This is a genomic window from Micromonospora sp. LOL_015, from assembly GCF_048060275.1.
In the GTDB taxonomy this organism is placed as follows: Bacteria; Actinomycetota; Actinomycetes; order Mycobacteriales; family Micromonosporaceae; genus Micromonospora_E.
Window position 1 is genome coordinate 86,094 of the sequence record NZ_JBHMIO010000011.1, and the last position, 18,568, is coordinate 104,661.

At 72.5% G+C, this 18,568-nt stretch carries 22 protein-coding genes; 7 read left to right on the forward strand and 15 right to left on the reverse strand.

Going from position 1 to position 18,568, the window contains the following annotated elements; all coding sequences use genetic code 11:
* Positions 1–69 precede the first annotated feature (69 nt).
* The 6 genes from ACFHWU_RS12430 to ACFHWU_RS12455 all read right to left on the reverse strand — a co-directional run bounded on the left by ACFHWU_RS12430 (position 70) and on the right by ACFHWU_RS12455 (position 5,986).
* Positions 70–1,107, reverse strand: coding sequence for a methionine synthase (locus ACFHWU_RS12430; protein WP_416568927.1), 1,038 nt, complete (start codon positions 1,105–1,107; stop codon positions 70–72).
* A gap of 59 nt (positions 1,108–1,166) precedes the next feature.
* Complete coding sequence (mnmA, locus tag ACFHWU_RS12435) at positions 1,167–2,240, reverse strand: tRNA 2-thiouridine(34) synthase MnmA (protein WP_416590610.1); 1,074 nt, start codon at positions 2,238–2,240, stop codon at positions 1,167–1,169.
* 62 nt (positions 2,241–2,302) lie between these two features.
* Positions 2,303–3,499: a cysteine desulfurase family protein gene (locus ACFHWU_RS12440; protein WP_416590611.1), complete on the reverse strand. Its 1,197-nt coding sequence runs from the start codon at positions 3,497–3,499 to the stop codon at positions 2,303–2,305.
* 104 nt (positions 3,500–3,603) lie between these two features.
* A complete protein-coding gene (locus tag ACFHWU_RS12445; protein WP_416553643.1) occupies positions 3,604–4,566 on the reverse strand; it encodes an electron transfer flavoprotein subunit alpha/FixB family protein in 963 nt (320 codons plus the stop codon).
* Positions 4,567–4,580: 14 nt separating this feature from the next.
* Positions 4,581–5,360: an electron transfer flavoprotein subunit beta/FixA family protein gene (locus tag ACFHWU_RS12450; protein WP_416553641.1), complete on the reverse strand. Its 780-nt coding sequence runs from the start codon at positions 5,358–5,360 to the stop codon at positions 4,581–4,583.
* A gap of 221 nt (positions 5,361–5,581) precedes the next feature.
* A complete protein-coding gene (locus tag ACFHWU_RS12455) occupies positions 5,582–5,986 on the reverse strand; it encodes a hypothetical protein (protein WP_278167647.1) in 405 nt (134 codons plus the stop codon).
* A gap of 33 nt (positions 5,987–6,019) precedes the next feature.
* Here ACFHWU_RS12455 and ACFHWU_RS12460 point away from each other — a divergent pair, with 33 nt between their 5' ends.
* Genes ACFHWU_RS12460 through ACFHWU_RS12470 form a run of 3 tightly spaced genes read left to right on the forward strand, consistent with a single transcriptional unit; the run spans position 6,020 to position 7,220 of the window.
* A complete protein-coding gene (locus tag ACFHWU_RS12460; RefSeq protein WP_416590612.1) occupies positions 6,020–6,409 on the forward strand; it encodes a YidH family protein in 390 nt (129 codons plus the stop codon).
* Positions 6,402–6,758, forward strand: a complete 357-nt coding sequence (locus ACFHWU_RS12465; protein ID WP_416590613.1) for a DUF202 domain-containing protein — start codon at positions 6,402–6,404, stop codon at positions 6,756–6,758. Before ACFHWU_RS12460 ends, ACFHWU_RS12465 begins: the two co-directional genes overlap by 8 nt.
* 36 nt (positions 6,759–6,794) lie before the next feature.
* A complete protein-coding gene (locus ACFHWU_RS12470) occupies positions 6,795–7,220 on the forward strand; it encodes a PLD nuclease N-terminal domain-containing protein (RefSeq protein WP_123600376.1) in 426 nt (141 codons plus the stop codon).
* Between the two features lie 39 nt (positions 7,221–7,259).
* Here ACFHWU_RS12470 and ACFHWU_RS12475 read toward each other — a convergent pair whose 3' ends face one another.
* The 4 genes from ACFHWU_RS12475 to ACFHWU_RS12490 all read right to left on the reverse strand — a co-directional run bounded on the left by ACFHWU_RS12475 (position 7,260) and on the right by ACFHWU_RS12490 (position 11,785).
* A complete protein-coding gene (locus ACFHWU_RS12475) occupies positions 7,260–8,075 on the reverse strand; it encodes an ABC transporter permease (RefSeq protein WP_416553633.1) in 816 nt (271 codons plus the stop codon).
* The gene (locus ACFHWU_RS12480) at positions 8,072–9,130 is read right to left on the reverse strand and encodes an ATP-binding cassette domain-containing protein (RefSeq protein WP_416590614.1); all 1,059 of its coding nucleotides are present in this window, start codon (positions 9,128–9,130) and stop codon (positions 8,072–8,074) included. The genes ACFHWU_RS12475 and ACFHWU_RS12480 overlap by 4 nt, the downstream gene beginning before the upstream one ends.
* Before the next feature lie 114 nt (positions 9,131–9,244).
* Positions 9,245–10,867 carry an acetolactate synthase gene (locus tag ACFHWU_RS12485; RefSeq protein ID WP_416553629.1) on the reverse strand — a complete coding sequence of 541 codons (1,623 nt, stop codon included), beginning with the start codon at positions 10,865–10,867 and terminating at the stop codon, positions 9,245–9,247.
* A gap of 144 nt (positions 10,868–11,011) precedes the next feature.
* Positions 11,012–11,785 carry an enoyl-CoA hydratase-related protein gene (locus tag ACFHWU_RS12490; protein ID WP_416553627.1) on the reverse strand — a complete coding sequence of 258 codons (774 nt, stop codon included), beginning with the start codon at positions 11,783–11,785 and terminating at the stop codon, positions 11,012–11,014.
* Between the two features lie 94 nt (positions 11,786–11,879).
* On the opposite strand from ACFHWU_RS12490, the gene ACFHWU_RS12495 reads away from it, so the two are divergent.
* Both ACFHWU_RS12495 and ACFHWU_RS12500 read left to right on the forward strand, forming a co-directional pair.
* On the forward strand, positions 11,880–12,479 hold the full coding sequence (locus ACFHWU_RS12495) for a DUF6232 family protein (protein ID WP_416553625.1): 600 nt from the start codon (positions 11,880–11,882) through the stop codon (positions 12,477–12,479).
* A gap of 4 nt (positions 12,480–12,483) precedes the next feature.
* On the forward strand, positions 12,484–13,251 hold the full coding sequence (locus ACFHWU_RS12500) for a hypothetical protein (protein ID WP_416590615.1): 768 nt from the start codon (positions 12,484–12,486) through the stop codon (positions 13,249–13,251).
* Between the two features lie 14 nt (positions 13,252–13,265).
* On the opposite strand, the gene ACFHWU_RS12505 is transcribed toward ACFHWU_RS12500, so the two are convergent.
* A complete protein-coding gene (locus ACFHWU_RS12505) occupies positions 13,266–13,532 on the reverse strand; it encodes a helix-turn-helix domain-containing protein (RefSeq protein ID WP_416553621.1) in 267 nt (88 codons plus the stop codon).
* A 77-nt stretch (positions 13,533–13,609) separates the two neighbouring features.
* Here ACFHWU_RS12505 and map point away from each other — a divergent pair, with 77 nt between their 5' ends.
* The gene (map, locus tag ACFHWU_RS12510; protein ID WP_416553619.1) at positions 13,610–14,383 is read left to right on the forward strand and encodes a type I methionyl aminopeptidase; all 774 of its coding nucleotides are present in this window, start codon (positions 13,610–13,612) and stop codon (positions 14,381–14,383) included.
* A gap of 79 nt (positions 14,384–14,462) precedes the next feature.
* Positions 14,463–14,894 (forward strand): DNA-binding protein, encoded by a 432-nt coding sequence (locus tag ACFHWU_RS12515; RefSeq protein WP_416553617.1) that lies wholly within the window; start codon positions 14,463–14,465, stop codon positions 14,892–14,894.
* A gap of 68 nt (positions 14,895–14,962) precedes the next feature.
* On the opposite strand, the gene ACFHWU_RS12520 is transcribed toward ACFHWU_RS12515, so the two are convergent.
* The 4 genes from ACFHWU_RS12520 to ACFHWU_RS12535 form a co-directional block, all read right to left on the reverse strand.
* Positions 14,963–15,370 (reverse strand): YccF domain-containing protein, encoded by a 408-nt coding sequence (locus tag ACFHWU_RS12520; RefSeq protein WP_278167634.1) that lies wholly within the window; start codon positions 15,368–15,370, stop codon positions 14,963–14,965.
* Between the two features lie 70 nt (positions 15,371–15,440).
* Complete coding sequence (locus ACFHWU_RS12525; protein WP_416590616.1) at positions 15,441–16,331, reverse strand: ribokinase; 891 nt, start codon at positions 16,329–16,331, stop codon at positions 15,441–15,443.
* A 12-nt stretch (positions 16,332–16,343) separates the two neighbouring features.
* Entirely contained in the window at positions 16,344–17,153 is an 810-nt protein-coding gene (locus ACFHWU_RS12530) for an ABC transporter ATP-binding protein (protein ID WP_416553613.1), read from the reverse strand.
* Positions 17,154–17,226: 73 nt separating this feature from the next.
* The gene (locus ACFHWU_RS12535) at positions 17,227–18,402 is read right to left on the reverse strand and encodes an ROK family transcriptional regulator (RefSeq protein ID WP_416590617.1); all 1,176 of its coding nucleotides are present in this window, start codon (positions 18,400–18,402) and stop codon (positions 17,227–17,229) included.
* Between the last annotated feature and the right edge of the window lie 166 nt (positions 18,403–18,568).

The following is an 18,568-nucleotide window of genomic DNA, read 5'->3' on the forward strand; positions in this document are numbered from 1 at the left end:
GGCACACCCCGGGCGGCAGTGTTCCACGGCCGAGACCCCACCGCACTCCACCGCCGGCCGCCTGCCGGGTCAGCCCTCGGACAGCCGCCGGCCGGCGTCGCGGCAGGCGGCGAGCGCGGCCCGGGCGTACGGCACGGTCGCCCCGGCCAGCCCGCACGCCGGGGTCACCACCACCTGGGCGGCGGCCTGCTCCGCCGGGAACCCCAGCTTCGACCAGAGGGTACGGACCTGTCCCGCCGCCCGCGCCGAGGTCGGTGCCGCCGCGCCGGACGCTTCCCCGGTCGCCGGCACCACCCCGGCGAACAGCCCCATCCCGGTGTCGATCGCCGCACCGACCGAGTCCAGGTCGGTGAGCAGCTCCAGGTCGGCGGCGATCGCGACGGCTCCGGCTGCCTGCAGCAGACCCACCGGTACACCGGGGGCGCAGCAGTGCACCACCACCGGCACACCGACGCCGGAGATCACCTCGGCGAGCAGGTCCCGGACGGTGCCGGCGGCGACCGCCCGGTAGGTGCGCAGACCGCTGTCGGTGCGCAGCGTCCCGGCCAGCACGGCGGGCAGCGAGGGTTCGTCGAGTTGGAGCAGCAGCCGTGCAGCCGGCACCCGGCGGGACACCTCCGCGACGTGCTCCCGCAGGCCCTCGGTGAGCGAGGCGGCGAGGTCACGTACGGCACCGTGGTCGCGGACCAGCCGCCCGCCGAGGCCGACTTCGAGAGCGGCGGCCAACGTCCACACCCCGGCGGCCTGCAGTTTGACCGGCCCGGTGTAGCCGTCGGCCTGCTCGGTCAACTGGTCGAGGTCCCGTTCCCGCAGGTCGAGTGCGCGGCGCAGGTCCCGGCCGGGTCGGGCGGCGACCCGCCAGCGACCGGCGTACAGCTCGACCGGCAGGTCCACCAGGAAGGTGGCACCGCGCCCGATCATCTCCGCGCCCGGCCCACGGGCCGGTAGCTCGGGCAGGTGCGGCAGGCCCGGCAGTTCACCGAGGACGATCCGTTGCGCTTCGGCGACGTCGGTGCCGGGCAGCGATCCGATCCCACTGGCGGCACCCGGCGGCCAGGGCCACGGTGTGTCCGCCGCCGCCGCTGCGGCCGGCTCCGGTCCCGGCAGGTCACTCGCGTGGGTCACGGCAGGTCACTCGCGTCGGTCACGTCCGCCGACTCTACCGGTCAGCCGGCGATGGTCGCCGAGCCGAGCACCACGTCGCCGGCCGGATCGGGTCGGTAGGCGACCATCGCCTGGCCGGCGGCCACCCCCCGGACCGGCCGGTGCAGCTGGGCGTACATGCCGGCGTCGGTCAGCTCGACCACCGCCGGGGTGGTCGAGCCGTGCGCGCGCACCTGGAGCATCGCCTCGACCGGGCCGGTCGGCTGGTCCCCGCCGATCCACACCGGGCGGACACCGGTCACCGTGTCGACGTCCAGCGCCTCGGCCGGGCCGACGGTCACCGTATTGCTCGTCGGGGTGATCGACAGCACGTAGCGGGGTCGACCGTCCGGCGCGGGCACCCCGATGCCCAGGCCACGCCGCTGGCCGACGGTGAACGCGTACGCCCCGTCGTGGCGGCCGACGACCGCGCCGGTCGTCGCGTCGACCACGTCGCCCGGGACGTTGCCGAGCCGGTCGGCGAGGAAGCCGCGGGTGTCGCCGTCGGCGATGAAGCAGATGTCGTGTGAGTCGGGCTTGTCGGCCACCGCCAGCCCGCGCCGCGCCGCCTCGGCCCGGACCTGCGCCTTGGTCGAGTCGCCGAGCGGGAACATCGCCCGGTCCAGCTGGGCCCGGTTGAGCACGGCGAGCACGTACGACTGGTCCTTGGCCAGGTCGACGCTGCGCCGCAGCAGACCGTCGGGGCCGAGCCGGGCGTGATGGCCGGTGACCACCGCGTCGAACCCCAACGCCACCGCCCGGTCCAGCACCGCCGCGAACTTGATCTTCTCGTTGCAGCGCAGGCACGGATTCGGGGTACGCCCGGCGGCGTACTCGGCGACGAAGTCGTCCACCACGTCACTGTGGAACTGCTCGGCCATGTCCCAGACGTAGAACGGAATGCCGATCACGTCGGCGGCCCGCCGGGCGTCCCGGGCGTCCTCGACGGTGCAGCAGCCACGGGCCCCGGTACGGTACGTCTGCGGATTGCGCGACAGCGCGAGGTGCACACCGGTCACGTCGTGTCCGGCGGCCACTGCCCGGGCGGCCGCCACCGCCGAATCGACCCCGCCGGACATCGCCGCCAGTACTCGCACCGTACCCATCTCCTGCCTGATCGTCGCCGCACGCTCGAGGGTAGTACCGCAGCGGTGCCGGGTCAGCCGGCGGCGGGCGGCACCGGCTTCGTGCCGCGGACCGCGCCGGCCCGACGGGCCCGCTCGACCGCACCGGGCAGGGCCGCCACCAGCGCGTCGACCTCGGCCCCGGTGGAGTCGTGGCCCAGGCTGAACCGCAGCGACGAGCGGGCCCGCTCGTCGTCGTCGGCCATCGCCAGCAGCACATGCGACGGCTGCGCCACCCCGGCCGAACAGGCCGAGCCGGTCGAGCAGGCGATGCCCTGGGCATCGAGTAGCAGCAACAGCGCGTCGCCTTCGCAGCCGGGGAACGAAAAGTGCGCGTTGCCGGGAAGCCGGTCGGTCGGGTCCCCGTTGTAGATCACATCCGGTACCGCCTGGCGTACCCGTCGGACCAGGTCGTCGCGGAGCGCGCCGACCCGCGCCGCGTGCTCGGCCTGGCGTTTCACCGCCACCTCGACGGCGACCGCGAACGCGGCGATCCCGGCGGTGTCGAGCGTGCCGGAGCGGACGTCGCGCTCCTGGCCACCACCGTGCAGCAGCGGGGTGCAGGCGACGTCCCGGCCGAGCAGCAGGGCACCCACGCCGGCCGGGCCGCCGAGCTTGTGACCGCTGACGGTCAGCGCGGCGGCGCCACTGGCGGCGAAGTCGACCGGGACCTGGCCGACCGCCTGTACCGCGTCGGTGTGCAGCGGTACGCCGGCCCGCGCGGCCATCGCCGCGACGGCGGCGACCGGTTGCACGGTGCCGACCTCGTTGTTCGCCCACATGACGGTGACCAGGGCCAGCTCGTCGGCGACGGCGTCCAGCTCGGCCTGTGCGGTGGCGGCGTCGACCCGACCGGTGGCGTCCACCGGCAGCCAGGTCACCTGGGCCTGCCCGTGCTCGGCGAGCCACTGCACGGCGTCGAGCACGGCGTGGTGCTCGACGGTGCTGGCCAGGATCCGCCGCCGGGCAGGAGCCGCCGCCGAACGTGCCCAGAAGATCCCCTTGACCGCGAGGTTGTCGCTCTCCGTACCGCCAGCGGTGAAGATCACCTCGGACGGCCGGGCGCCGAGGGCGGCAGCGACCCGCTCCCGTGCCTCCTCGACTGTACGCCGGGCCGCCCGTCCGGCGGCGTGCAGTGACGACGCGTTACCGACCCGACGGGCGGTGGCGACGTAGGTCTCCACCGCCTCGTCGAGCATCGGCGTGGTCGCAGCGTGGTCGAGATAAGCCATCACCAGCAAGCCTATCCGCCGGGTCGGGTCCGGCGGATAGGCGGCTGGACCCGACCGGCCAGGTCGGTACGGCGGTGACCACGACGCACTGCGAGACGGTCACCTCACTTGCGCTTGCGGATCTCCTCGGCTGCCTGCGGGACCACCTTGTTCAGGTCACCAACCACACCGAAGTCGGCGAGCTCGAAGATCGGCGCCTCGCCGTCCTTGTTGACCGCCACAATGGTCTTCGCGGTCTGCATGCCGGCCCGGTGCTGGATCGCCCCGGAGATACCCAGCGCCACGTACAGCTGCGGGGAGACGGTCTTGCCGGTCTGCCCCACCTGGAACTGGTGCGGGTAGAACCCGGAGTCGACCGCGGCCCGGGAGGCGCCCACCGCGCCACCGAGCAGGTCGGCGAGCTCCTCGACCAGTTTGAAGTTGTCGCCGCTGCCGACACCGCGCCCGCCGGAGACGACCACCGAAGCCTCGGTGAGCTCCGGTCGGGAGCCGGACTGCTCGGCGACCCGCTCGACCACCCTGGCCAGCTTGTCGGAGTCGGTGACCTGCACCTGCAGCTGCTCCACCTGCGGGGTGGCCGGGGCCGGCTCGGGCGCCACCGAGTTGGGCCGCAGCGTCACCAGCGGCAGGCCCCGGGTGACCCGGGAGGTGACGATGGTGGCGCCGGCGAACGCGATCTGGGTCGCGGTGCCGTCGGCGGCCAGGTCGACCACGTCGGTCAGCAGGCCGTTGTCCAGCCGTACGGCGAGCCGCCCGGCGATTTCCTTGCCCTCCTGGGAGGAGGCGAGCAGCACCGCGCCGGGCTGTACCCGGCCGATCAGCTCGGCCAGCACGGTCACCTTCGGAGCGACGAGGTAGCCGTCGATCTCCTCGCCCTCGGCGGCGTACACCTTGCTGGCGCCGTACTCACCGAGCTTGTCGGTCATCGCGGCGGCCGCGCCGGGCCCGCCGAGCACCACCGCGGACACCTCGCCGCCCAGCTTGCGGGCCAGGGTCAGCAACTCCAGGGTGACCTTCTTGACGCCGAACTCACCGGTGGCCTCGACGACAACGAGAACCTCAGCCATGTCAACCTCCCCGCTCACACGAACTTCTCGGACGCCAGGAACTCGACCAGCTGTACGCCGGCCTCGCCGTCGTCGACGACCTTCTGCCCCGCCGACCGTGGCGGGCGCTTGTGGTGCTCGACGACCTCACTGGTCGCCCCGTCGAAGCCGACCTCGCTGGCGGCGACACCCAGATCGGCCAGGGACAGGCTCTGCACCGGCTTCTTCTTCGCCGCCATGATCCCCTTGAACGAGGGGTAGCGCGGCTCGTTGATGGTGTCCCACACCGAGACCACCGCCGGGGTTGCGGCGCTGACCACCTCGTAGCCCTCTTCGTTCTGCCGTTCGACGGTGAGCGTGCCGCCGTCGACGGTCAGCTTGCGGGCGCCGGTCAGGGCGGCGATGCCGAGCCGTTCGGCGAGCATGTGTGGCATCACCTGCACCCGCCCGTCGGTGGACTCGGCGCCGCAGAGGATCAGATCCGCCCCGAGGGTGCCGAGCGCTGCGGCGAGAACCTTGGAGGTGGCGACCGCGCAGGAGCCGTGCAGGGCGTCGTCGACGACGTGCACCGCCTTGTCCGGCCCCATCGACAGCGCCTTGCGAATCGACTCGGCCGCGCGGTCCGGGCCCATGGTGAGGATCGTCACCTCACCGCCGTTGGCCTCCCGCAGCCGCAGCGCCTCCTCGATCGCGTACTCGTCCATCTCATTGATCACGTTGTTGGCCGACCCGCGGTCGACGGTGTTGTCGTCGCCGCGCAGGGCGCGTTCCGCGCCGGAATCGGGCACCTGCTTGACGAGTACGACGATGTTCATCGCGCTTCGACACCCCTCCTGTAGGTGGTGCTGCTCTACCACTCTCGGCGCAGCCTGCCGCTTTCCTTAACGATCGGTCAACCGAGCGTCGCTGTGGAATGCCCCACCCACTATGTTACCCGCAAGTAGCCAAGGGCCAAACGGCCCCGCCGACGGGCCGGCCGGACCAAACGGCCGCCCTGGTCAGCAGAGGTGACGGATCGGCCAGGAGGACGGATCGGTCAGGAGGGAGTGGCCAGCGCCTGCCTGATCTTGGAAATCATCGCCGTCTCCGCCGGGTCGACCCCGGACGCGGCCCGCGCCACCCGGTCGACCGCCTCGGTCACCGCCGACCGGTAGTGCTCCAGATCGTGCGGGGCCTTCGCGGTGAGTACCGCCACCGACTGCCGCAGCGCCGGCAGCACCAGCTGCTCCACCGCCTCCGGGGTGTCCCGTGCCAACTTGGGCAACTCGCCGCTGGTCAGCACGTCGTTCACCAGACCCGATGTCCCGGCGAACACGTCCGAGGCGGCGAAGCTCTCCCGGACCATCGACACCAGCCCCGGGTCCGCAGCCGACACCAGGTAGACGGCGCCGAAAGCGCCGGTCTTCAGCGTGCTGCGCTCGTCATCGGTCAGCTCGGCCACAGACAGGAAGTCTAGCCGGCGATAATGATCCACGTGTGGAGTGCGCTGCGCCGGTGGTTCGATCCCCAGGAGCTGCGCCGGATCGGCACCGCGCCCGACTACCGGTTCTCGCTGGCGAACGAGCGTACCTTCCTCGCCTGGATCCGGACCGCCCTGGCGTTGGTCGCCGGCGGGCTGGCCATCGCGCAGTTCCTGCCTGAGCTGTCCGTGGTCCGTCTGCGGGAAGGGCTGGCGGTGACCCTGCTGCTGCTCGGCGGGGCCGTCGCGCTGCGGGCGGTCGACCACTGGGCCCGCACCGAGCGGGCCATGCGACTGGGCACCGACCTACCGGCGTCCCGCTTTCCGGCGTTCCTCGCTATCTGTGTCGGTGTCGGTGCCACCGCGTTGACTATCGTCGTACTGGTCGAGGCGGCCAGTGGCTGATCCAGACCCGCCGGCCGACGAGCACGGCCCGCCGGCCGACGAGCACGGCCCGCCGACCCGCGATCCGGGGCTACAGCCCGAACGGACCCGGCTGGCCTGGCGGCGGTCGGCTCTGGCTCTCACCCTGGTGGTGGCGCTGACCATGCGGCTGGCCGTCGAGCGGGGCGGAGTCGCCATGCTGCTCGGGCTGTTCGCGGTGGTCGGTTGGGCCGGGCTGATCGGCTACGCCTACCGGCACGCCAGCGGCCCACGACGTCCGGTAGCCGGACAGATCAGCGCCGAGGTGCCCCTGCTGGGGCTGGTCACCGCCGGTTACGCGGTGCTCGGCATGATCCTGATCCTCAGGTGACTAGGCTGAGCCCGCCGGGCGGGGCATCATTGCGGGATGGCCCGCGTGTTCATCCTGCTCTTCATGCTCCACGTCGTGCTCATGGCGGTGGCGCTGATCAGCTGCCTCTCAGCGGAGAAAGGTGACGTCCGCGCCCTGCCGCGCCTGCTCTGGGTGCCGGTCATCATCGTCATCCCCCTCCTCGGGCCGGCTGCCTGGTTCCTCAGCCGCCGGCCCGGCTTCGGCAGCCCGTCACCGCTCGGCGGCGTCCCCCGACCGACCGGCACCCCGCCACCGCGCAACCGCCCGGCGGCCCCCGACGACGATCCCGAGTTCCTGCGCGCGCTCGACGCCGAGAAGTCGAAGCAGGATCGCGAGCTCTTCGAACGGTGGGAGGAGGATCTGCGCCGCCGGGAGGACGATCTGCGCCGCCGGGACGCCGCAGACCCCCGGGAGGACCGCCGGCCCGAGTCAGGTGCCTGACTCGGGCGACCCGAGCGGCCCGCCCGGAGGACGGTCAGGTCAGACCCGACGCTTGAACCGGGCGAGTGCCAGCGGCGCGAACACCGCCGCGATGCCGGCTGCCCAGAGCAGCGAGTAGCCGACCGGGCCGGCGGCGGGCACGCCACTGAGCAGGCCACGCAGGCCGTCGGCGAGGATCGTCACCGGGTTGACCTCGACCCAGGCCTGAAGCCAGCCCGGCATGGTCTCGGTCGGCACGAATGCGTTACTGGTGAAGGTCAGCGGAAAGATCACCATGAAGCCGAAGATCTGCACCTTCTCCGGCTCGCTGACCATCACCCCGACCAGCACCGAGATCCACGACGCGGCCAGTGTGAAGGCCAGAATCAGCGCGAACGCACCGAGCAGGCCGACCGGACCACCGTCGACCCGGTAGCCGAGGATCATCCCGACACCTAGCAGCAGCAGCACCGACCAGGCCTGCTTGACGGTGTCGGCCAGAATTCGCCCGGCCAGCGGCGCCCACCGGGCGATCGGTAACGAACGCAACCGGTCGAACACCCCCTTGGTGAGGTCGGTGTTCAGCCCGAATCCCGTGGTCATCGTCGCGAAAAGGGCGTTCTGCACGATGATTCCCGGCAACGCGAAGGTCAGATAGTCCCCCGGCGTGCCGGCGATCGCACCGCCGAACACATAGGTGAACAGCAGCAGGAACATCAGCGGTTGGACGCTGAGATCAAGCAGTTCCAATGGGTTGTGCTTGATCTGCACCAGGCTCCGCCAGGCCAGGGTGCCGGTATGCCGCAGCCCGGCCACCGGACTGACCCACTGGTGCCGCCCGGGCAGTTCGGGCGTGGTGACGGTGGTGGCGGTCAACGGATTCCCTCCATGGTGGCGGCGGTCGGCTGTGCTCCCGTACCGGCCGGCCCGGTCGCCGGCGTCGGCCGCTCGCCGGTACCGGCCGCAGAACCGGTACCGGCCGCAGAACCGCCGGAGCCCGGATCGGCCCGGTGGCCGGTGAGCGACAGGAAGACCTCATCCAGGCTGGAGCTGCGCAACGCCAGCTCACCGACCTTCACCCCGGACTCGTCGAGCCGGCGGACCACCGCCGGCAGCAGGTCCGCATCGGCGGTGCTCACCGTCACCGTGGTCTGGGCCAACGACGGCTCGTTGCCGGACAGGTCCCGCAGCGTAGTCAGCACCGTCGGCAACTGTTTCGGATCGGTCGGGCGCACCGCGAGGACCTGGGCACCGGTCTTGGCCTTCAGCTCCTCCGGCGTACCGCCGGCGATCACCCGCCCGTGGTCGACCACGGCCAACTCGTCGGCCAACTGGTCGGCCTCCTCCAGGTACTGGGTGGTGAGCAGCACCGTCACACCACCGGTGACCAGCCCACGGACCAGCTCCCACAGCTCGTTGCGGCTGCGCGGGTCCAGCCCGGTGGTCGGTTCGTCGAGAAACAGCACCTGAGGCCGTCCCACCAGGCTGGCGGCCAGATCGAGCCGGCGGCGCATACCGCCCGAGTAGGTCTTCGCCGCGCGATCAGCGGCATCGGTGAGCTGGAACTCGGCCAGCAGTTGCCGGGCGCGGGCGCGCGCGTCACGCCGCGACGACCCCAGCAACCGACCAATCATGATCAGGTTTTCCACGCCGGTCAGCGTCTCGTCGACCGAGGCGTACTGCCCGGTCAGGCCGATCAACCGGCGGACCTGGTGTGCCTGGCCGACCGCGTCGAAGCCCTGCACCCGGGCGTGCCCGGCGTCCGGCCGCAACAGGGTGGCGAGCACCCGGACCACGGTGGTCTTGCCGGCCCCGTTCGGCCCGAGCAGCCCGAACACGGTGCCGGTACGGACCGCGAGATCCACCCCGGCCAACGCGGTCGTCGCGCCGAATCGCTTGACCAGGCCCTCGGCCCAGATCGCGTGCGACATCCTCACTCCTGTCGTTTGTCTGCAGACCCACAATGAACGACAGGACCGACATTCCGCCAAGCATTTGCCGACCAGATCGGGTCGGCGATCCGTCAGGCCAGGCCCGACCAGCGCTCAGGCCAGGTTCGACGAGCGCGGGTAGGCGTCGTCCGGGTCGGTCAACACATTGACCAGGTACGGCACCCCGGCGTCGAAGGCCCGGCGCAGCGCCGGACCGATGTCGCCGGCCTTGGTGACCGTCTCCCCCGCGCCGCCCAGCGCCCCGACGATCTCGTCGTAGCGCAGCCCTGGCTGCAGATCGGCGGCGACGTCGTAGCCGTACATGGCGCGCATCGGGTGCTTCTCCAACCCCCAGATGCCGTTGTTGCCGACCACGATCACCACCGGCAGCTTCTGCCGGGCCAGCGACTCGACGTCCATCAGCGAGAAGCCGGCCGCGCCGTCGCCCATCAGCAGGCAGACCTGCCGGTCCGGGTAGGTGAGTCGGGCGCCCATCGCGTAGCCCATGCCGGTGCCGAGGCAGCCGTACGGGCCAGGGTCGAGCCAACTGCCGGGCACCGACGGCTCCAGGTAACGGCCGGCGTACGAGACGAAGTCACCGCCGTCGCCGATGGTGACGGCGTCCGGGTCGAGCACCGCCCGCAGCTCGCCGTAGATCCGCGACGGGCGGATCGGGTCGGACTCGGCGGCGAGCTCGGCCGCGTCCCGTGCCCGGGCCTGCTCCTCGGCGGCGCGCAGGTCGGCCAGCCAGCCGGTGTGGTCGGCCCGGTCGCCGCTGTGGTCGGCGAACGCGGACAGGATCAGCCGCAGGTCACCGGCGGGCGAAACGGCCGGCTGCACGTGGGTCGCCCGCTGGCTCGGCGCGTCGACGACGTGCACCACCTGGGCGGCGCCGAAGTCACCGAAACTGAGCCGGAAGTCCAGCGGGGTGCCGACCACGACCACCACGTCGGCCCGACCGAACGCGACCCGCCGCGCCTTCGCGAAGGCCAGCGGGTGCCCCGGCGGCAGCGATCCACGCCCCATGCCGTTGGTGAAGACCGGCACCTGCAGCGCCTCGGCGGCTTCCCGCAACGCGGCGACGGCGTCCCCGGCGTACACGTCGGAACCGGCGACGATCACCGGACGGTCGGCGGCGGCGATCAGCCGGGCCGCGCGGGCGACCTCGTCCGGGTCCGGCTCGACCACCGGCACCGCGTCGGCGGTCGGCGTGGTCACCTCGGCGGTCGAGAAGACGACCTCCAGCGGCAGGTCGAGGAAGGCCGGGCCGCGGTGCGGGGTGAGCGCGGCGGACAGCGCGGCACCGACCGCAGCTGGTACGTCGTCGGTCGCGGCGACCGTGGCGGCGTGCTTGGTGACCGGGGCGACCAGCGGTACGTGGTCGATCTCCTGCAGGCTGCCCGACCCCCAGCGGAACGCGGGTGCCCGGCCGCCGAGCACCAGCACCGGCGCGGCGTTGAAGAAGGCGCTGGTCAGACCGGAGATGCCGTTGGTGACGCCGGGACCGGCGGTGAGTGCGGCCAGCCCGGGACGACGCTGCAGTTTCGCTACCGCCTCGGCGGCGAAGACGGCGGTCTGCTCGTGCCGTACGTCGTAGATCGGGAAGTCGGCGGCGTGCGCGGCGTCGTAGAGCGGAAAGATGTGGCCGCCGGAGAGGGTGAACAGCTCACGTACGCCGTACGCCTGCGCGGCGGCCAGCGCCAACGTCCCGCCGTGCCCCTCGATCCGCTCCGCCATCGCCGCTGCCTCCCGTCGCCCCGGGCCCGCCCGGCCGGCGCGCCCCCGAGCAGGTTACCGCCCAGTCACTTCGCCCGGCACCCAAGCGTGTCCGGCACCGCCGACACCGAGCCGGTTCAGGGGCCGGCCGAAAGCCGGTACGGGCTAGCGACCGGTGAAGTCGGGCTTGCGCTTGGCGACGAACGCCGCCATCCCCTCGGTGCGGTCGTCGGTGGCGAACAGACCGGCGAACAGTTGACTCTCCCAGGCCAGGCCGGAGGCGAGGTCCATCTCCAGGCCCCCGTCGATGGCCAACTTGGCCGCCTTGACCGCCTGGGCCGGTCCGGTGACGAACGGCCGCACCATGTCGAGTGCCGCCGCGTACACCTGGTCGGCCGGGACGACGCGGTCGGCCAGGCCGATCCGCCCGGCCTCGGCGGCGTCGACCATCCGTCCGGTCAGGATGATGTCCTTGGCGCGGGCCGGGCCGACCAGCCGGGCCAGCCGCTGGGTGCCGCCGGCACCGGGGATGACCCCCAGCTTGATCTCCGGCTGGCCGAGCTTGGCGTCCTCGGCGACCACCCGCCAGTCGCAGGCCAGGGCCAGCTCGCAGCCGCCGCCGAGGGCGTAGCCGGTGATCGCGGCGACCACCGGTTTCGGGATCCGGGCGACCGCGTCGAAGGCGCTGGACAGCTGCGCCGCGCGGGCAGCCATGTCTACGTACGACATATCGGCCATCTCTTTTATGTCGGCGCCGGCGGCGAAGACCTTCTCTCCGCCGTAGACCACGACCGCCCGGACCCGCTCGTCGTCGGCGACGGTACGTGCGGCGTCGCGCAGCTGCTCCTGCACCGCCGCGTTCAGTGCGTTCATCGGTGGCCGGGCCAGCCGGATGGTGGCCACCCCCTGCTCGACCTCGACCAGCACCAACTCCGACACGGCGAACCTCCCCATCGACGTCGCGTTCTGGGACAGCCTACGGGGCGCGCCGGAGTGTGGGTAACGTGATCCACAACGTGAGGGAGGCAGGCGGATGATCACCTATTACGATGACAAATCCGTACGGATCACCTCCACCGAGATCCGGGTGGACCAGCACCGACATCCGCTCACCCAGGTGCACCGGATCTGGCAGCGGCGGGGTGCCCGCTCGTGGAGCGCCCTGGCCGGCCGGGGAATGGTCGGCGTCGCCTTCCTGGCCCCGGTGGCGACCGCGATCATCGGGCTGGTCACCGCACTGACCATCGACGCCTCGCCGACCGTCACCATCGCGCTGATCGGTGGATCGATCCTGGTCGGGCTGGTCATCATCCCGATCGCGGACCTGCTGCTCGGGCTGCTCGACGACTCCTACGACCGGGGGGCGCACCTGCTCGAACTCTGGGTCGAGGTACGGGGCGCCCCGGTGCTACTGGTGTCCGACCGGGACGCGCTGCGGGTGGGCCGCATCCACCGCGCGCTACGCCGTGCGGTCGAGGCCGCGCTGGCATCGCAAGCGCCTGTCCCGGCCCGCGCCACGCCGACCCGAGCCATACCGGGCCGGGCAACACCGGGCCGGCCGGCGCCGCCCCGGCCCACGCCGGGTTCCGCCGACCGGCGCGCCAGCGGTGGTGGCCGGCGCGCCGCACAATAGGGAGATGCCGCTCCCGCTGCCGTCTCCGGCGAGTCTCATCGCACTGACCAGATTTACCGTCGGGCAGGTCGCCGGTGCGTTGACCGGCGCGGCCGGACGGGCCACCGGCCAGGCCGGTGAGGTGGCGACCCGGATGGGCCGGCTCACCTCCGAGTACGCCGCCGTGCCGTCGCGCGCATTCGCCGTACTGGATGAGATCGAGGCTCTGGTGCAACGGGTCGGCACCGTGGTCGACCGGGTCGAGGTGCTGCTCGACCGCAGCGAGCGAGTGGTCGCGGAGGCGGAGGAGGCGACGCTACGGGTGGAGACGATCGCCACGGCGGCGACCGACGCGGTGGCGGCCGCGACCCGGGTGGCGGCTGCCGCGCAGACGCTGCTCACCGACGCCGACCGGGTGGCGGTGGGGGCCAGCCGCCTGGTGGGGCGCAGCGAGGAGATCGCCGACCGGTCGGTCGAGCTGATCGGCGAGTACGAGCCGGCGCTGCGCCGGGGTGCCCCGATGGCCCGGCACTTCGTCGAGCAGTTGAGCGAGGATGAGGTGGACGCGGCGGTCCGGCTGGTTGACGAGCTGCCCCGGCTGACCCAGCATCTCAAGGCCGACGTGCTGCCGATCCTGGCCACCCTGGACCGGGTCGGGCCGGACATCCACGACCTGCTGGAGGTGACCCGGGACCTGAAACTGGCGGTGGCCGGCATCCCGGGTCTGCGGATGTTGCGCCGCCGGGGCGCGGACCGGCTCGGCGAGGACGAGGCCCTGCCACCGGGCGAGTGAACGCCAGAACAGCGCTAGGACGCCTGGCGGACGGGCATCTGGGCCAGCCAGACGTCGGCCAGGTCACCGAGGGGGACGTCGAGGGCCTGGCTGAGCCGCACCACGGTGCCGAACGCCGGCGCCGGAAGCCGGCCCGCTTCGATCTTGCGCAGCGTCTCGGGGGAGATCCCGGCCGCCAGCGCCACCTCGACGAGGCTGCGGCCGGCCCGCGCGACCCGCAGAGCGGCGCCGAGTCGCTGGCCTGCGGCGATCTGTTCGGCGGTGAGTGGTTGGCGAACCATGCCCAGCAGGATAGCCCTCCGGCGCGCCCTCGATCCGACGTGGTATAAAAATACCGCAGAGGGAGAGGGAGTCTGTCGTGATCGAGCTCAAGTCCGCCCAGGAGATCGACCGGATGGCGATTACCGGCCAGTTCGTCGGCGAGCTGCTCGCCGAGCTGAGCGGTGTCGCCGCGGTCGGCGTCAACCTGATGGACATCGAACACCACGCCCGGCGGCGGATCGCCGAACGCGGCGCCGAGTCCTGCTACTGGGACTATGCCCCGTCGTTCGGCCGCGGTCCGTTCCGCAACGTGCTGTGCCTGTCGGTCAACGACGCGGTGCTGCACGGCCTCCCGCACGACTACGTGCTGCGCGACGGTGACCTGCTCAGCATCGACATGGCGGTCGGTATCGACGGCTGGGTGGCCGACTCCGCGGTCTCCGTCATCGTCGGCACCCCCGATCCGGCCGATCTGCGGCTGATCGAGGCAACCGAGGTCGCCCTCGCGGCGGCGATCGCCGCCGCCCAGCCCGGCGGCCGGCTCGGCGACGTCTGCGCCGCGATCGGCGAGGTCGCCGGTTCGTACGGCTACAGCGTCAACGGCGAGTTCGGCGGTCACGGCATCGGCCGCACCATGCACGAGGACCCGCACGTCGCCAACACCGGCCGTGCCGGCCGTGGGATGCGGCTCGACCCCGGCCTGACCATCGCGATCGAACCCTGGTTCTGCCACTCCACCAACAAGATCCGGTACGACGAGGACGGCTGGACGATCCGCTCCGCCGACGGCTCCCGTACCGCCCACTCCGAACACACGGTCGCCATCACCCCGTCCGGTCCCCGGATCCTGACCGGCCGCCCGACCCCCTGACCGGAGCAACACGGTTGCTAAACGTTCTGTTGAAAACGTTGAGTTGACATCGGTGCGTTGGCGTGCTTGAGTCGACACTGTGACCACTGACGACCTGTTCACCCCGCCCGACGCGGCGCAGTCGCGGGCGCACCGTCGGCACGATGCCCTGCTCCGGATCGCTGAGCGGCACGCCGACACCACCGCGCGGCGGCACCGCCATCTGCACCCGCAGGTGGTCGACCCGTACGAGGCGGTACGGCTGGCACTCAGCCTGGCCAGTGGCGGCGCCAAGGCCGACCCGGACGAGCCGGAGCTGGACGTCAGCGACCTGATCGCGGCTCTGACCCTGGTCGCCCCGGTCCGCGCCGACCTCGACGCCGTCGAACTGGGCCTGCTGGAGGCCGCCCGGAGCCGGGGACTCACCTGGCAGGCGATCGCCTTCGGGCTCGGCCTGGGCACCGCGCAGGCCGCCCGGCAGCGCTACGAACGGCTCGCCGGACGCAGCGGTCCGGCCGGCGAAGCCGACTGATCAGAGTGGGCCAGCGCCGGTGCCGATCACCTGACCGGCACCGGGCAGGGACTCGCTGGCCGGCCGGGTCAGGCGTGGACCAGCCCCGGGCGACGCAGATCCTCGACGTCGACGACCTCCCGGCCCAGCGGCCAGAACGCCGCCGGCACCAACTTGAAGTTGGCGATGCCGAATGGGATGCCGATGATCGTCAGACAGAGCGTCACGCCGGTCACGATGTGGGTGAGCGCCAGCCACCAGCCGGCCAGCACCACCCAGAGGATGTTCGCCAGCCCGGAGCCGATCCCCGCCCCTGGCTTCGCGACCAGCGTCCGGCCGAACGGCCAGAGGGAGTAGTAGGCCAACCGCAGCGACGCCACCCCGAACGGGATCGTGACGATCAGCACGAAGCAGACGAGCGCTGCCACCGCGTACCCGAGGCCGAGCACGATGCCGCCGCCGAAGATGAGCCAGAGCAGGTTGAGAATGACTCGCATGTCTCGATGATCCCGCACCCGCGCCACCCGGCACCGGCGTTTCGCGGGTAGCCAGCCAGCCAGGACGCGATCAGCCGGCCAGGGCGTCGATCTCGGCCCGCTGCGGCAACGACACCGAGGCCCCCAACCGGCGTACGCAGGCCGCACCGGCCGCCGACGCCCACCGGACCGCGGACACCAGGTCCCGCCCCTCGCCCCAGGCGACCGCGAGCGCGCCGGTGAACGCGTCACCGGCGGCGGTGGAGTCCACCGTCTCGACCGGAAAGGCCGGCACGTGGTGCACCGTACCGTCGCGGTCGGCGAACCAGGCACCCTCGGCACCCAGGGTGAGCACGGCCCGGCGGACCACCGTCAGCAGCGCCGCCGGGTCCTCCCGCCCGACGCCGACGATCGCCCGCGCCTCAGCCTCGTTGACCACCAGCAGATCCACCGCGTCGAGCAGTTCGGCCGGCAGCTCGCGGGCCGGGGCGGCGTTGAGGATCACCCGGGTGCCCGCCTCGTGGGCCGCCGCCGCGGCGGCCAGCACCGTCTCCAACGGAATCTCCAACTGCGCCACCAGCACGTCGGCGTCGCGCACCGCCGCCAGCTCCGGCTCGGTGAGCCCACGGAATGCCGCGTTGGCACCCGGGGTGACGACGATCGCGTTCTCGCCGGCCGCGTTGACCATCACGATCGCGACGCCGGACGACCCGTACACCACCCGCAGCTGGCTCGTGTCCACCCCGGACCGGGCGATCCGGCCGGTCAGGGTGACGCCGAAGGCGTCCGAGCCGACCGCGCCGAGGAACACGCAGTCGCCACCGGCGCGGGCCGCCGCGATCGCCTGGTTGGCACCCTTGCCGCCGGGCACCGTGACGAAGTCGGTGCCGAGCAGGGTCTCCCCCGGCGACGGCAGTCTCGGCGCGGTCGCGACCAGGTCCATGTTCGCGCTGCCCACCACCGCGATCCGCGGCGCTGTCACGACGTCCTCCGCTCAGGCGGCCCGGGCGGTGTACCGCTGGCCCGCCCGCTCGACGACCAGCGGCACGCCGAACGTCTCCGACAGGTGCTCGCCGGTGATCGTGGCGGCCAGCTCGCCGGCCGCGACGACGGTGCCGCCGCGCAGCAGCAGGGCGTGGGTGAAGCCCGGCGGGATCTCCTCCACGTGGTGGGTGACCAGCATCAACGCCGGGGAATGCGGGTCCTGGGCGAGGACCCCGAGCCGGCCGACCAGCTCCTCGCGGGCACCGAGGTCGAGCCCGGCCGCCGGCTCGTCGAGCAGCAGCAGCTCCGGATCGGTCATCAGCGCCCGGGCGATCTGCACCCGCTTGCGTTCACCTTCGGAGAGGGTCCCGTACTCGCGCTGCGCCAGCCCGGCCACGCCGAACTGGCCGAGCAGCTCCTGCGCCCGACCCACGTCGAGCTCGTCGTAGCGCTCCCGCCACCGGCCGACCACCGACCATGCGGCGGTCAGCACCACGTCGAGCACCCGCTCGGTGCCGGGGATCCGTTCGGCGAGGGAGGCGGTGGTCAGCCCGATCCGGGTTCGCAGCTCCGCCAGGTCGGTGCGCCCCAGCTGCTCGTCGAGGACCCGGACGGTCCCGGTCGTCGGGTGCAGCCGGCCGGCGGCGAGGCTGAGCAGGGTGGTCTTGCCGGCACCGTTCGGGCCGAGCACCACCCACCGCTGGTCGGGCTGCACCCGCAGGGTGATGTCCTGCAGCAGGGCCGTGCCGGAGCGGGTCACGCCCACTGAGTCGAGCTCGATCACCAGGTCGTCAGCAACGGTAGGCACCGGACCATCCAATCACGCCGCCGGTGGTGCCGCCCCACCTGGCCGCGCCGGGGTGGCCGGCACCACCCGACGGGTGTCGCCGGGGTCAGGCCACGGTGGATCCGAAGACCTCGTCGCGGGCGGCGTCGAGGGCGGTCCGCAGGGCGCCCTGCAGCACCGGCTCCTCGGTCAGCTCGGTGACCACCACCCGGGGCGCGACCAGGCTGATCGCGGCGACCTCGTGCTGCACCCGTTCGGCGAGGGCGCTGCCGCCGGCCTGGCCGACCTCACCGGTCAGCACGACCAGCGGCGGGTCGAGCACCACGCAGCTGCTGGCGACGCCGAGCGCGAGCCGGCGGGCCAGCTCGTCGAGCAGCGGCCCGCCCCGGGTGCCGGCGGTGATCGCGGCCCGCACCGCGTCGCCCGCGCTGGCCGCCCGGAACCCGTGTTCGCGGGCCACCGCCCGGACCGCGTCGGCACCGGCGAGCTGCTGGAACGCCGGCTTGGCCCGGCGGGAGACGTCGCGCGGGATCGGTGCGCCGGGCACCGGCAGGTAGCCGATCTCACCGGCCGCGCCGGTGCTGCCGTGGTGCAACCGGCCGCCGAGCATGATCGCCAGGCCGACTCCGACGCCGGCCCAGACCAGCACGAAGTCGGGCACGTCGCGGGCAGCACCGGCGTGTGCCTCGGCGACCGCGGCGAGGTTGACGTCGTTTTCGAACACGACGGTGGTGTCCAGGTCCTCGCGCAGGGCGGCGAGCAGGCCGCGGTGCCAGCGCGGCAGGTTGTACGCGAAGGTGATGTCGCCGTTGGCCGGGTCGACCAGGCCGGGGGTGCCCAGCACCACCCGCCGTACGCTGGCCAGCTGGGTCTCGGCGCTGCTGGCGGCCTGCACGACCGCGTTGTGCACCACACCGACCGGATCGTCGGTGTCCCTGGTGGACTGCTCGACCCGGCCGATCACCGATCCGGTGATGTCGGCGCAGGCGGCCACCACCCGGTCGGGTCCGACGTCGACTCCGACGACGTGCGCGCTGGCCGGCTGTACGGCGTACAGCTGGGCGTTGGGGCCCCGGCCACCGGCCTGCTCGCCGACCCGGGTGACCAGCCCGCGTCCTTCCAGCCGCTCGACCAGCTGCGACGCTGTCACTTTGGACAGTCCGGTCAGCTCGCCGAGCTGTGCCCGGGTGAGTGGTCCGCGGGCGATGAGCAGCTCCAGCGCCGCCCGGTCGTTGAGCGCTCGCAGCAGCCGGGGCGTGCCGGGCAGGCGCGGGGAACCCATGTGGTCGTCCTCTAAAATTTAGGAAAGTTAACTATTATCTTGGCATCCGCAACGGAAGTAGCCGTAGCGTAGTCGCCGGTGACACCCTCGGCGGTCGGACGACCCGGCACTCACCGGCAACGAACAGCGCCTCCCCGGTGCGCCACTCGGACCGCGGAGACGCCAC